The organism is Malaciobacter pacificus (assembly GCF_004214795.1).
Taxonomy (GTDB): domain Bacteria; phylum Campylobacterota; class Campylobacteria; order Campylobacterales; family Arcobacteraceae; genus Malaciobacter_A; species Malaciobacter_A pacificus.
Window position 1 is genome coordinate 842,160 of the sequence record NZ_CP035928.1, and the last position, 13,142, is coordinate 855,301.

General features: G+C 29.9%; 17 protein-coding genes. 15 read left to right on the plus strand and 2 right to left on the minus strand.

What is annotated here, in order from left to right; all coding sequences use genetic code 11:
- The first annotated feature begins 36 nt into the window (after positions 1–36).
- Complete coding sequence (locus tag APAC_RS04325) at positions 37–285, plus strand: hypothetical protein (RefSeq protein ID WP_130232950.1); 249 nt, start codon at positions 37–39, stop codon at positions 283–285.
- The gene (locus APAC_RS04330) at positions 272–607 is read left to right on the plus strand and encodes a type II toxin-antitoxin system PemK/MazF family toxin (RefSeq protein ID WP_170170110.1); all 336 of its coding nucleotides are present in this window, start codon (positions 272–274) and stop codon (positions 605–607) included. The genes APAC_RS04325 and APAC_RS04330 overlap by 14 nt, the downstream gene beginning before the upstream one ends.
- A 119-nt stretch (positions 608–726) precedes the next feature.
- Here APAC_RS04330 and APAC_RS04335 read toward each other — a convergent pair whose 3' ends face one another.
- Both APAC_RS04335 and APAC_RS04340 read right to left on the minus strand, forming a co-directional pair.
- Positions 727–1,032 (minus strand): CcdB family protein, encoded by a 306-nt coding sequence (locus APAC_RS04335; protein ID WP_130232952.1) that lies wholly within the window; start codon positions 1,030–1,032, stop codon positions 727–729.
- Positions 1,032–1,274, minus strand: a complete 243-nt coding sequence (locus tag APAC_RS04340; RefSeq protein WP_170170111.1) for a type II toxin-antitoxin system CcdA family antitoxin — start codon at positions 1,272–1,274, stop codon at positions 1,032–1,034. The genes APAC_RS04335 and APAC_RS04340 overlap by 1 nt, the downstream gene beginning before the upstream one ends.
- Positions 1,275–1,662: 388 nt before the next feature.
- On the opposite strand from APAC_RS04340, the gene urtA reads away from it, so the two are divergent.
- From urtA to APAC_RS04405, 13 genes are all read left to right on the plus strand, one after another.
- On the plus strand, positions 1,663–2,940 hold the full coding sequence (gene urtA, locus APAC_RS04345) for an urea ABC transporter substrate-binding protein (protein ID WP_130232954.1): 1,278 nt from the start codon (positions 1,663–1,665) through the stop codon (positions 2,938–2,940).
- A 76-nt stretch (positions 2,941–3,016) separates the two neighbouring features.
- Positions 3,017–4,618 carry an urea ABC transporter permease subunit UrtB gene (gene urtB, locus APAC_RS04350; RefSeq protein WP_130232955.1) on the plus strand — a complete coding sequence of 534 codons (1,602 nt, stop codon included), beginning with the start codon at positions 3,017–3,019 and terminating at the stop codon, positions 4,616–4,618.
- A gap of 3 nt (positions 4,619–4,621) precedes the next feature.
- Positions 4,622–5,728: an urea ABC transporter permease subunit UrtC gene (gene urtC / locus APAC_RS04355; RefSeq protein WP_130232956.1), complete on the plus strand. Its 1,107-nt coding sequence runs from the start codon at positions 4,622–4,624 to the stop codon at positions 5,726–5,728.
- 2 nt (positions 5,729–5,730) lie between these two features.
- Complete coding sequence (urtD, locus tag APAC_RS04360; RefSeq protein ID WP_130232957.1) at positions 5,731–6,519, plus strand: urea ABC transporter ATP-binding protein UrtD; 789 nt, start codon at positions 5,731–5,733, stop codon at positions 6,517–6,519.
- A 3-nt stretch (positions 6,520–6,522) separates the two neighbouring features.
- A complete protein-coding gene (gene urtE, locus APAC_RS04365; protein ID WP_130232958.1) occupies positions 6,523–7,218 on the plus strand; it encodes an urea ABC transporter ATP-binding subunit UrtE in 696 nt (231 codons plus the stop codon).
- Positions 7,219–7,501: 283 nt separating this feature from the next.
- Complete coding sequence (locus APAC_RS04370; protein ID WP_130232959.1) at positions 7,502–7,753, plus strand: type II toxin-antitoxin system prevent-host-death family antitoxin; 252 nt, start codon at positions 7,502–7,504, stop codon at positions 7,751–7,753.
- Positions 7,743–8,021, plus strand: a complete 279-nt coding sequence (locus tag APAC_RS04375) for a type II toxin-antitoxin system RelE family toxin (protein WP_130232960.1) — start codon at positions 7,743–7,745, stop codon at positions 8,019–8,021. The genes APAC_RS04370 and APAC_RS04375 overlap by 11 nt, the downstream gene beginning before the upstream one ends.
- Before the next feature lie 88 nt (positions 8,022–8,109).
- Entirely contained in the window at positions 8,110–8,670 is a 561-nt protein-coding gene (locus APAC_RS04380; RefSeq protein WP_170170112.1) for a tetratricopeptide repeat protein, read from the plus strand.
- 166 nt (positions 8,671–8,836) lie between these two features.
- On the plus strand, positions 8,837–9,586 hold the full coding sequence (locus APAC_RS04385; protein ID WP_130232962.1) for an urease accessory protein UreD: 750 nt from the start codon (positions 8,837–8,839) through the stop codon (positions 9,584–9,586).
- Between the two features lie 23 nt (positions 9,587–9,609).
- Positions 9,610–10,287, plus strand: coding sequence for an urease subunit beta (locus APAC_RS04390; RefSeq protein ID WP_130232963.1), 678 nt, complete (start codon positions 9,610–9,612; stop codon positions 10,285–10,287).
- A gap of 2 nt (positions 10,288–10,289) precedes the next feature.
- On the plus strand, positions 10,290–11,990 hold the full coding sequence (gene ureC / locus APAC_RS04395) for an urease subunit alpha (protein WP_130232964.1): 1,701 nt from the start codon (positions 10,290–10,292) through the stop codon (positions 11,988–11,990).
- A 9-nt stretch (positions 11,991–11,999) separates the two neighbouring features.
- A complete protein-coding gene (locus APAC_RS04400) occupies positions 12,000–12,449 on the plus strand; it encodes an urease accessory protein UreE (protein WP_130232965.1) in 450 nt (149 codons plus the stop codon).
- Positions 12,424–13,140, plus strand: a complete 717-nt coding sequence (locus APAC_RS04405) for an urease accessory protein UreF (RefSeq protein WP_130232966.1) — start codon at positions 12,424–12,426, stop codon at positions 13,138–13,140. Before APAC_RS04400 ends, APAC_RS04405 begins: the two co-directional genes overlap by 26 nt.
- Positions 13,141–13,142 lie beyond the last annotated feature (2 nt).

Consider the following 13,142-nt stretch of genomic DNA (forward strand, 5'->3'; position numbering starts at 1 on the left):
AATTCTTATAGATTAAAAATATATAAAGGATATAATATGACAACTTATGGTGTTACAGATATTCAAAATAAACCATCATTAATAAAAGCTATGGATATAGCTGAAATTATTGATAGAAGAAAACATATAACTTTAGGATATTTTATCTCTTCAAAATATGAAGAACAAATTAGACCATTGATTGAAAAGATTGATAGAGAAGAAAAACTAGCAAAACTTAAAAAATTAAAACAACATCAAGATTTAGAATTTGCAGAACTTGGAGTTGATGATGGAATTAAATAGAGGTGATATTGTAATAGTAAATCTTTATCCAAAAAAAGGTGATGAAGTTGGTAAAATCAGACCAGCTGTAATTATCTCAGGAGATGATGAAAATTCTATTTTAGATACTGTTATTTTACTTCCTTTATCAACTGATTTAATAGATGATATGCAACCATACAGAATGAGAATTAAATCAAGAAGTGATTTAAAACAAGATTCAGATATTTTAATCAATAAAATAAGAACTTTATCAAAAATTAGAATCAAAGAAAAAATTGCAAAACTAACAGATGATGAATATAATTTAGTAATTGAAAATCTTTGTAAGAATTTTCATTAGGACTTTGGAGTATGAATCAATATTAAACTTTTAATAATCTGTTATTAACTTTATTATTTTGTATATTGTTAAGCCTGAGGAAAAAAAAGGATAGACACTTTTTTTAGGCACCTTCTTCATTAAAACCCATAAATCAAAAAATCAATAGAGTTTTTTATCTCTTCTTTTTCATCTTCTAGACTTACAACTTTTTGTTTTAATTCACTTATCATCACTGCACCCATTTGGGCAGTTGTTAGATATACTTTTTCATCATTTATTATAAGCTCTTTTGTAAGACCTTGTACACCTTTTAAGTCTCTAACCAGTGGTATTACAACTCTTGTATTTAGTGATTTTAATATATCGTTTTGAACATTTAGAAGATAAGGCACTCTTTGATTTGTTAGATTATTTTCATTTATATATACATCAAATTGAGCCATTAAAACATCCTAGAACTTTTTAGAATAAGTCCATCTTCTTCTACCATCTTATTATATGAGTCTATGGCTTTTTTATTCTCTTCTTCCCAAGCTTTAATTTTCTCTCCTTTTGAACTTATATTTAAGTATAAATTTAAAGCTTCTCTTATAATCTGAGTTTTTTTCTTACCACTTTTTAAAGCTTCATTATCAAGTGATGTTAGTAGTTCTTCTTCAAGTGTTATTGTCATTTTTCTAGTCATAAAAACTCCTTTACCATATTTTACCATACTTTTATTGGAAATAGGGGCAGGAAATAACAATAAATAGCTAATTTTCATCATATATTAAATTGAAATAATGAAGAAAATGAACAAATATATAAGTGCAAATACTTTATAATTGACTTTTAAAAAAGGATTAGAACATGATTGAAAAAATTAAGCAAAATAAAATTGCACAAATTATAATTGTGAAAATAGTTGTTATTCTTGCTATTGTCGCTAATTTATATTTCTCATAAAAAAGTATTTGTATACTTTATATACAAGTACTCTTTATAATTACTACTAAAAACAACACTTAAACAACACTTCTATTTTATACTTCCAATCAGAAGTCAAGATGACTTAATATAAAAGGAGTACGAACATGAAGAGAACGTTTGCAAAAGCAGTTGTAGCTTCTGCTTTAATCGGAGGAATGTTAGCACACGCTGCTGATACTATTAAAGTTGGTGTATTACACTCATTATCAGGAACAATGGCGATTTCAGAAACTACATTAAAAGATACAGTTTTAATGTTAATTGAAGAACAAAATAAAAAAGGTGGAGTTTTAGGAAAAAAACTAGAGCCTGTAGTTGTTGACCCAGCTTCAAACTGGCCTTTATTTGCTGAAAAAATGAGAGGACTATTAACTAAAGATAAAGTAGATGTAACATTTGGTTGTTGGACATCAGTATCTAGAAAATCTGTTTTACCAGTTGTTGAAGAGTTAAACGGATTATTATTCTACCCAGTACAATATGAGGGTGAAGAGTCATCTAAAAATGTATTCTATACAGGTGCTGCGCCAAACCAACAAGCTATTCCAGCAGTTGATTACTTAATGAAAGATTTAGGTGTAAAAAGATTTGTTTTAGCTGGTACTGATTATGTTTACCCAAGAACTACAAACAAAATCTTAGAGTCTTATTTACTTGAAAAAGGTGTTGCAAAAGAAGATATCATGATTAACTATACTCCATTTGGACACTCTGACTGGCAATCAATCGTATCTGATATCAAAAAATTCGGATCTGCTGGTAAGAAAACAGCAGTTGTTTCTACAATCAATGGTGACGCAAACGTTCCTTTCTATAAAGAATTAGGTAACCAAGGTATTAGTGCTGAAGATATTCCAGTTGTTGCATTCTCAGTTGGTGAAGAAGAGTTATCAGGTCTTGATACTAAACCATTAGTTGGACACTTAGCTGCATGGAACTACTTCCAATCTGCAGAGTCTCCTGAAAATGATAAATTCATCAAAGCATGGAAAACATTTATCAAAGATGATAAAAGAGTTACAAATGACCCAATGGAAGCTACTTACATTGGATTTAACTTATGGGTAAAAGCTGTTGAAAAAGCTGGAACTACTGATGTAGATGCTGTTTCAAAAGCAATTATTGGATTATCAACTCCAAACTTAACAGGTGGAACTGCAACAATGCTTAAAAACCACCACTTAACAAAACCAGTATTAATTGGTGAAATTCAAGAAGACGGTCAATTTGAAACAGTATGGTCAACTGAAGGTGAAGTTGCAGGTGATGCATGGTCTGATTTCTTACCAAGTTCAAAAGATGTAATCTCTGACTGGACTGCACCAATCAACTGTGGTAACTACAACACTATTACTAAAAAGTGTTCAGGTCAAAATTTCTAATAACTTATAACTAAAAGATAAAAGAGAGAACTCTCCCTCTCTTTTATCCTTACAAAAAAACAATCAGGACTACTAAATGAAAACAATATTTAAAATAATTTTTCTTAATTTATTAATCCTATCATCTATGTTTTCAGCTTCATTTGAAGAAGATATTAAAGCTTTAGATACAAAAAGTTTTAAAACAAAACAACAAATAGTAGAGCAATTAGCAAACAACTATAGCGAAGATGATAGATTATCAATTCTTTTATCAAAAATGGTACAAGGTGATATCTATGTTACAAAAGAAGAAAAGACTTTTGTGATTTTAGATAAAAAAGAAGGAAATTCATATCATACAATTGATCTTTTAACAAACTCTGCACTACCAGCTATTGATAAGTACAGTTTAAAAAAGGTTAAAACAAATAATAAATTAAGAAGTGTTATAAAAAATCTACTAGCACAGATGAATCTTTTCTCTAAAAATAGAGATAAAAGATTAAAATCAGCAAAAAATATTTTAGATAACGTGTCAATTGATGATGAAGAGCTTATAAACAAAGCTTTAAAAAGTGAAAAAGACTCAAATATAATTGAAGTTTTAACTGAAGCAAAAAATATTATTGTTGCTAATAATTACACAGGTGAACAGCAGTTAAATGCTGTAGTTGCACTTGGAGATTTTATCTCATCTAAATCATTAGCAACACTAAAAGCCATTGAACAAAATAAATCATCAAGTGTTGAACTTAAAAAAGCAGCAGCAAAATCAATAGCATCTGTTGAAAGCTCTAGAAGTTTCTATTCTGTATTAGAAACTGCATTTTTTGGTTTATCTCAAGGTTCAGTTTTACTTTTAGCTGCAATTGGACTAGCTATTACATTTGGTGTTATGAAAGTAATTAATATGGCTCATGGTGAGTTAATCATGATTGGAGCATATACAACATATACAATCCAACAAATCATGCCAGGTCTTATTGAGTATTCAATTATTATTGCGATTCCTGCAGCATTTATTGTAAGTGGAATTGTAGGTATTTTAATTGAAAGATTAGTTATCAGACACTTATATGGAAGACCACTTGAAACACTTTTAGCCACATTCGGTATTAGTTTAATTTTACAACAACTAGTAAGAACTATTTATTCTCCACTAAATCAAGAGGTTAAAACACCAGATTGGATGAGTGGTGCACTTGAAGTTAATAGTGCATTATCTTTAACATACAATAGATTATATATCATTATTTTTGCAGTGATTGTTTTCCTTGCAATTTTATATGTGATGAAAAAAACAAGCTTAGGTTTAAAAGTGCGAGCAGTTTCTCAAAATAGACCAATCGCAAGAGCAATGGGTATCAAATCAAGTTATATCGATGCTATGACATTTGGTATTGGTTCTGGTATTGCAGGAGTTGCAGGAGTTGCACTATCTCAGCTTACAAATGTTGGACCAAATTTAGGACAAGCATATATTGTAGATTCATTTATGGTTGTTGTATTTGGTGGAGTTGGTAACTTATGGGGAACACTAATCGCTGCATTCTCACTTGGTGAAATCAATAAATTCATCGAACCAGTTGCAGGAGCAGTTTTAGCAAAAGTTATCATCTTAGTATTTATTATTTTATTTATTCAAAAGAAACCAAGAGGTCTTTTCCCACAAAAGGGAAGAGATGCAGAGGACTAGGCCATGAGACAACCATTAGTATTAAAAATTTTAGAAAATGACAAAGGTGGGAAAATAGTACTTTCAACTCTAGCAGTTGTAGTACTTGTAGTTGCATTTTGTAATTTATTTGTTCCTGCTGATTCAGTGTTTTATATTTCGACTTTTACAGTTACGATTTTAGGTAAATATTTAGCATTTGCTCTTTTAGCACTTGCACTTGATTTAGTTTGGGGTTATTTAGGTGTTCTTAGTCTTGGTCATGGTGCATTTTTCGCCCTTGGTGGATATGCTTGGGCTATGTATCTTATGAGACAAATCGGTGATAGAGGGGTTTATGGAAACCCTGAATTACCTGACTTCATGGTATTTATGAACTTAAAAGAGTTACCATGGTTTTGGTATGGTTTTGATAATCCTTTATTTGCACTAATTATGGTAGCTTTAGTTCCAGGTATTTTGGCTTTTGTATTTGGTTGGTTAGCATTTAAATCAAGAGTTACAGGAGTTTACCTTTCAATCATCACTCAAGCTTTAACATATGCACTTATGTTAGCATTCTTTAGAAATGATATGGGATTTGGTGGAAACAACGGTCTAACAGATTTTAAAGATATTTTAGGATTTGATCTTCAAGCTGATACTACTAGAGTAGGGCTTTTAATCATCACATTTTTAGCTTTAGCAGCAGGATATTTAATCTGTAGATTTATCATCAACTCAAGACTTGGTAGAGTAGTAATTTCTATTAGAGATGCTGAAAGTAGAGTAAGGTTTTTGGGATACAAAGTAGAACAATATAAACTATTTATATTTGTAGTATCAGCTGTATTAGCTGCTATTGCAGGTGCTTTATATGTACCACAAGTTGGGATTATCAATCCTGGTGTATTTAGTCCACTGTTCTCAATTGAACTTGTAATTTGGGTTGCAATTGGTGGAAGAGGAACTTTATATGGAGCAATTATTGGAGCTATTATTGTAAGTTATGCAAGTACATACTTCACATCAGCTCTTCCAGAAGTTTGGTTATATGCACTTGGTGCACTATTTGTTGTAGTAACTTTATACTTACCAAAAGGTGTAGTAGGGCTTATATCTCAAATTAATTCAAAAGTTAAAAAGGCGTAGAAATGAAACTATTAAAACACGAAAATGAACAAAGAATTGGAAATCTAAAAAAGGGTGACAGAATCCTTTTAGTAGATGGTGTAAGTGTTAGTTTTGATGGATTCAAAGCCTTAAATAATCTAAGTTTTTCTATCAATTATGGTGAACTTAGATGTATTATTGGTGCAAATGGTGCAGGAAAATCTACAATGATGGATGTAGTAACTGGTAAAACAAAACCGCATACGGGTCATGTGATTTTTGGTGAAGCTGTTGATTTACTAGAGATGGATGAGCCAAGTATTGCTGAGATTGGGATAGGAAGAAAGTTTCAAAAACCAACTGTTTTTCAAAACAATACAGTATTTGAAAATCTTGAACTTGCTATGAAAGATGATAAAAGATTTTTCAAAACTCTTTTTTCAAAATTAAATGGTGAGCAAAGAGATAAAATCGAAGAGACTATGAAACTAATCGGTCTTCAAGAATTATCTAGTCAAGAAGCAGGCATCTTATCTCACGGTCAAAAACAGTGGCTAGAAATTGGTATGTTAATTATGCAAGAACCAAAACTATTACTAGTGGATGAACCAGTTGCTGGTATGACTCCACAAGAGGTAGAAAATACTGCTGAGATTTTAACAAATCTTGCAAAAGATAATGCAGTTGTTGTAGTGGAACATGATATGGAGTTTATTAGAAGTATTGCAAAAAAAGTTACAGTACTTCACGAAGGTTCAGTTTTAGCTGAGGGTAACATGGATGCAATACAGAATAATGAAGATGTAAGAAAAGTATATTTGGGGGAATAAGATATGTTAAAGATAGAAAAAGTAAATCAATTTTACGGACAAAGTCACACTTTATGGGATTTGGATTTAGAGTTCAAAAAAGGTAGATGTACTTGTGTTATGGGAAGAAATGGTGTTGGAAAAACAACACTTAGTAAAGTAATCATGGGATTACTTCCTATCAAAGATGGTGGGTTGATTTATAATGGAAGTGATATTTCAAAACTATCAGATCATAAAAGAGCAAGTATTGCTATAGGATATGTACCACAGGGAAGAGAGATTTTCTCACAACTTACAGTTTTAGAAAATCTTCAAATAGGTGTACTATCAAATAGAAATAAAATCAAAGAAGTTCCTTCTAAAATTTATGATTTATTTCCAGTTTTAAAAGATATGGCTCATAGAAAAGGTGGAGATTTATCAGGTGGTCAGCAACAACAACTCGCAATTGCAAGAGCACTTTGTATCGACCCAGATTTTTTAATACTTGATGAACCAAGTGAAGGAATCCAACCAAATATCGTAGCTCAAATTGGTGAAGTAATAGACTACCTTACAAAAGAAGAAAATATCACAGTAATGTTAGTAGAACAAAAACTACCATTTGCAAGACGTCATGGTGATGACTTTTATGTACTAGATAGAGGTAGTGTTGTTGCAAATGGTGAAATCAGCCAGTTAAGTGATGATATTATTAAGAAGTATATGTCGGTTTAAATATTTCTTTTTTATTCCCAACTTTTTAGTTGGGAATCTTTCAATAATAGTACTTTTATTGATTATATCAATTTTTGCTTTAGGTATTAACTTTATTATTTTGTATATTGTTAAGCCTAAGGGAAAAAAGGATAGACACTTTTTTTAGACACCTTCTTCATTAAAACCCATAAGAAAAAGGGAACAGACACTTTTAATATTCTCTTTTTCTTCTCTAAATTGACAACAACATAAATTAAATGTATAATTAAGTATTAAAAAAAGTACTTAAAAAGGTATCAAAATGAATACTATATTAGCAAACTATACAGCAAGTATTACAGAACTTAAAAAATCTCCAACTGAATTATTAAAAAATGCAGGAGATGAAGCAATAGCTATTTTAAATCATAATAGCCCAAGTGCATACTTAATTCCATCAAAAACTTATGAAAAAATGATGGAAATAATAGAAGAATATCAATTATCTAAATTAGTAGAAGAAAGATTAAATGATAGTGAAAAATCTATCAAAGTAGATATTGATGAGTTATAGTCTAGAGTTTAATCCAAAGGCTTTAAAAGAGTGGTCAAAACTAAATAGTACTATAAAAGAACAATTCAAAAAGAAACTAAAAGAAAGACTTGAAAATCCAAGAATCCCAAAAGATAAGCTTAGTGGTTTTGAAAATGTCTATAAAATCAAACTAAGAAATATAGGTTATAGACTAGCTTATGAAGTTAAAGATGAACAAATAGTTGTTTTAGTTCTAACTGTTGGTAGAAGAGAAAATAACGAAGTCTATAAAAATCTTAAAAAATAAAATTAGCTGAATTTAATTCTCTTCTTTTTTCTCTCCTAATATGTTAATATTTACTAATGTTTTATACAAATTATCAATAGGAGTAAATATGCAAAATCTTTTTATAAAACTTATAATATTTATCTTTGTAATAAATCTTTCTTTATATGCTAGAAGTGAAAATGATACAAATGCAGTATTAAATCTAAAAGCTTACGCAGTATTTAAAATGGGACAATATGATGAAGCTAGAGCTATTTGGGAAGACTTAGCAAAGAAAGGAAATACTACTGCTCTGATAAATTTAGCAAATCTTTTCGAGCAAGGTAATGGTGTAAAAAAAGATAGAAAAGAGGCTTTAAAATACATCCAAAAGGCAGCAGAACTAAATGATGATAGAGCACAATATGAACTTGGAATTGAGTATGAAAAAGGTATACATCTACCTAGAGACATAGATAAAGCAGAGTATTGGCTAAAAAAATCTTGTGAAAATGAAAATAGTGATGCTTATTTAGCTTATGGAATCATGCTTGCAACAGCAAAAGGAAAAGGTGTTGAAAATATAACAAATGAGCAAAAAGTAGAAGCCTTAAAATGGTTAAAATTAGCAAAGCAAGAGGGTGAATCTGAAGCCGCAGATTATATAAGAATTTTAGAGAAAAAATAAAAAATTTTCATATTTGTTGCTTTAGTGTTGCCTCCTAAATATATCAATAAATCAATTCAAAATCAAACTCCTTAAATGTGTATAAAATATATACAGATGAAGAAAAAGTAGACTACACTTTTTTGATAAAATATTTACTAATAAAAACACAAATTTTAGGAAAAATATGAGTATAAAGTTTAGTTTTACAAATGATAGATTTAGTTTAGATAAGCTTTGTTTACCATCAAGACACTATTATTTTAAGATGTGCGAAAACTATATAAAACTATTAAATATAGGTGAGGGTATTTTTCCTAAAGATAGAGTAAAAACAGCATTTACTCTATCAAACTCAAATCTTATTATAACAACTGAATCAGCAACAAAAATTTATCCATCAAAAAAAGAGTATGGAATCAACTCTATAAATATAGATTTAAAAAACTCAAATTTAGAGTTTATAAATGATGAACTGATTTTATATAAAGATTCAAAATATATTCAAACTTTTAGATTAAATTTTGATGAGGAATCAACTTTTTTCTATACAGATATCTTAACTGATGGAAGAAGCTTTGAGAACTTTGATTTTTCATCAATGCTTATTAAAAACTCTTTTTATGAAAACAAAAAATTAGAGTATTTAGAGAAGTTTGAAGTTACTGGAGATAGTTTGAAAAACTACATTAAAAGAAAATCATCACAAAATCAGATTTTTGCAAAGATGTACATAAAAACAAAAAACAATGATGAATTTTTAAATCTTTTACATTCAAATGAATTTGAAAGTTTCACATACAGTTGTGAAAAAAGAATCATCATCGGAGTTATTAGTTCAAACTCTATGTATGAATTAAAAAACAGTATGTTTTCTATATGGGAACTATATAGAAAAAATCTAAATAAAAAAGCATTTGTTTTAGGTAAACAATAAATCACTAAGGAGGAATTAGCCATATGTTTTTAACAAATCGTGAGCAAGAGAAATTGCTTATTTATACTGCTTCAAAATTAGCGTGTGAACGAAAAGAAAGAGGTTTACAACTAAACTATCCAGAAGCTGTAGCAATCTTGAGTTCTTATATTTTAGAGGGTGCAAGAGATGGGAAAAGTGTTGCACAACTTATGGTAGATGCTACAAAAGTTCTAAAAGAAGAAGATGTTCTTCCTGGTGTTGCTTCTATGATGCATATGGTTCAAGTAGAAGCTACTTTTAATGACGGTACAAAATTAGTAACTGTTCATGACCCAATTCCTTATGATAAGAATGATATTGCCCCAGGTGAGTATTTTATTGATGAGGGTGAAATTGAATTAAATACAGGTTGTGAGACTACTACAATTGAAGTAGAAAACAAAGGTGATAGACCAGTTCAAATAGGTTCTCACTATCACTTTTTTGAAGTAAATAAAGAGCTAAATTTTGAAAGAATTGAAGCCTATGGAAAAAGACTTGATATTCCTGCTGGAACTTCTGTGAGATTTGAACCAGGAAGTAAGAAAAGTATCACGCTAGTTGATTTTACAGGTAAAAGATATATGAGTGGTTTTAATGGTTTAGTTGAAGGTAATTTAGATGATGAATCAACTAAAGCAAAAGCAATAGAAAATTTAAAAACATTTTTAGGAGAGTAGTGATGAAGATATCAAAAGAAAAATATGCTTCAATGTATGGACCAACGACAAATGATAGATTTAGACTTGCAGATACTTCACTTATCGCTAAAATAGAAAAAGATTACACAACATATGGTGAAGAGAGTAAATTTGGTGGTGGTAAGACTATTAGAGATGGTATGGCACAAAGTCCAACTGCAACAGAAGTAGCTGATTTAATTATCACAAATGCGATTATTATAGATTTTACTGGAATTTACAAAGCTGATATTGGTATCAAAGATGGGATTATAATAGCCATTGGAAAATCAGGAAATCCAAATCTATGTGATGGAATTACTCCTGAGTTAGAAATAGGTGCAAATACTGAGATTTTATCAGCTGAGGGTAAAATTATCACTGCTGGTGGAATTGATTCACATATTCACTTTATTAGTCCTGGTCAAATTGATGAGGCATTAAGTTCAGGTGTTACTACTATGGTAGGAGGAGGAACGGGTCCAAATACTGGTACTAATGCTACTACTTGTACACCTGGTGAGTGGAATATATCAAAGATGATTCAAAGTGTTGATGATATTCCTATGAACTTTGGTTTTATGGGTAAAGGAAATAGTTCATCTTATGAAGCTTTAAAAATGCAAATAGAAGCTGGAGCTATGGGATTAAAACTTCATGAAGACTGGGGAAGTACACCAAATGCTATTGATACATGTTTAAAAGTTGCAGATGATTTTGATGTACAAGTTGCTATTCATACTGATACTTTAAATGAATCAGGATTTGTGGATAACACAGTTGATAGTTTCAAAAATAGAACTATCCATACATTTCATAGTGAAGGTGCTGGTGGTGGTCACGCACCTGATATTATGAAAGTTGCTGGAATGGAAAATATTTTACCATCAAGTACAAATCCAACACTTCCATATACAAAAAATACTATTGAAGAGCACCTTGATATGCTTATGGTTTGTCACCACTTAAGCCCAAAGATTCCTGAAGATGTAAGTTTTGCAGAATCTAGAATTAGAGGTAATACAATCGCTGCTGAAGATGTACTTCATGATATTGGAGCTATTTCTATCACTAGTTCTGATTCACAAGCTATGGGTAGAGTTGGTGAAGTTGTTATTAGAACTTGGCAAGTTGCTGATAGTATGAAAAAACAAAGAGGGACTTTAGAATCTGATGATGAAAAGTGTGATAATGAAAGAATCAAAAGATATGTTGCAAAATATACTATAAACCCTGCTATTGCTTGTGGAATTGATGAGCATGTTGGTAGTGTAGAAGTTGGTAAGATGGCTGACTTAGTTCTTTGGACACCAGCATTTTTTGGAGTAAAACCTGAGATTGTATTAAAAGGTGGATTTATAGCTCTTGCTATGATGGGTGATTCTAATGCTTCTATTCCAACACCTGAACCAAATATGTATAGACCTATGTTTGGAAGTTTAGGAAAAGCAAGTGCTAAAACAAGCGCTATCTTTACTTCAAAAGTTGCAAGTGGAGATTTAAAAGATAAACTTGGAATTGAAAAACAAGTATTAGAAGTGAAAAATACTAGAAATATTGGTAAAAAAGATATGAAACTAAATGATTTCATAGGAGATATTCAAGTTGATCCTGAAACTTATGATGTGACTGTAAATGGTGAATTAATCACTTCAAACTATGTTGAAACAGTACCAATGGCTAAGAAATATTTCTTATTTTAGGAGTAAATTATGAGTATAAATGATATTAAAAAAGTTATTGAAATAAGAAAAAATATAGATTTTTACACTGATGAGGTTGAGTTATCATGGTTTGATATGCAAAAGCCAAATTTAACTGCAGTTTCAAAAGAGGATATAAATTTTATAGTAAAAGCTAAGTTTACACATCTTCATGAAAATGATTTTTTGATGTGTGAAGATGGTCATGTTATTAAAGTAAGTAGATGTGAAGATGAAATTTTCACTTTAGAGTTTGATGATGCATTAACTTTTGCAAAAACTGCTTATGAAATTGGAAATCGTCATCAACCAGTTATGATTGAAGATTTTAAAATTACAGTGTTAGATGATATTTCACTTGGTGATATTATCAAAGATTGTTATTCAAATAATGCAATAAAAGTTGAAAAAACAAAAGGGTACTTTAAACCAAATGGTAAAGCACATCACTCACACTAATTCTTTTTCAAAATCAAATTTAAAAAGCCTTAGTCGATTTTTACAAATCCTTGATGGGAGTTTTCCATCAGGTGTTTTTGTACACTCTTTTGGACTTGAACCACATGTGATAAAAGAAGAAGTAAAAGATATAAATAGTTTAAAAATCTATTTAGAAAATCTTATCATAGACCAATACTCACAAATGGAGTTTGTTTATATCAAAAAAGTTTATGAAGCTTTAGAAGATGATAAATTATCTATCATAAAAAGATTAGATAAGAATTTTAAAGCTTATTTGACTTTTGAATATGCAAAAGCTTCAAGGGATATTGGGCAAAACTATTATGCTCAAATAAAAAACTTAGCTACTAAAGATATAGTAAAAGAGTATTTTAAAGACATTGAAGAAAAAAAATCAGTTGCAAATGAGATCATAGTTTTAGCTTGTTTAGCTTATGATTTAGATATTAGCTTAGAAGATTTTATAGTAATGTGGACAAAGAAAAACCTTATAAATATAGCTGTAACAACTCTAAAAATATCAAGAATAAAACCAAGTGAAATTCAACAAATGTTATTTGAGTTTGATGAGATTTTAGAAAATTATGGATATGAAAATATTGGTGATAAAGTTACAAACTTTAATCCACTATTTGAAGAAGTGATTTTTGCACACTTAAATTTAGAACCAAAGATGTTCGCAACTTGATT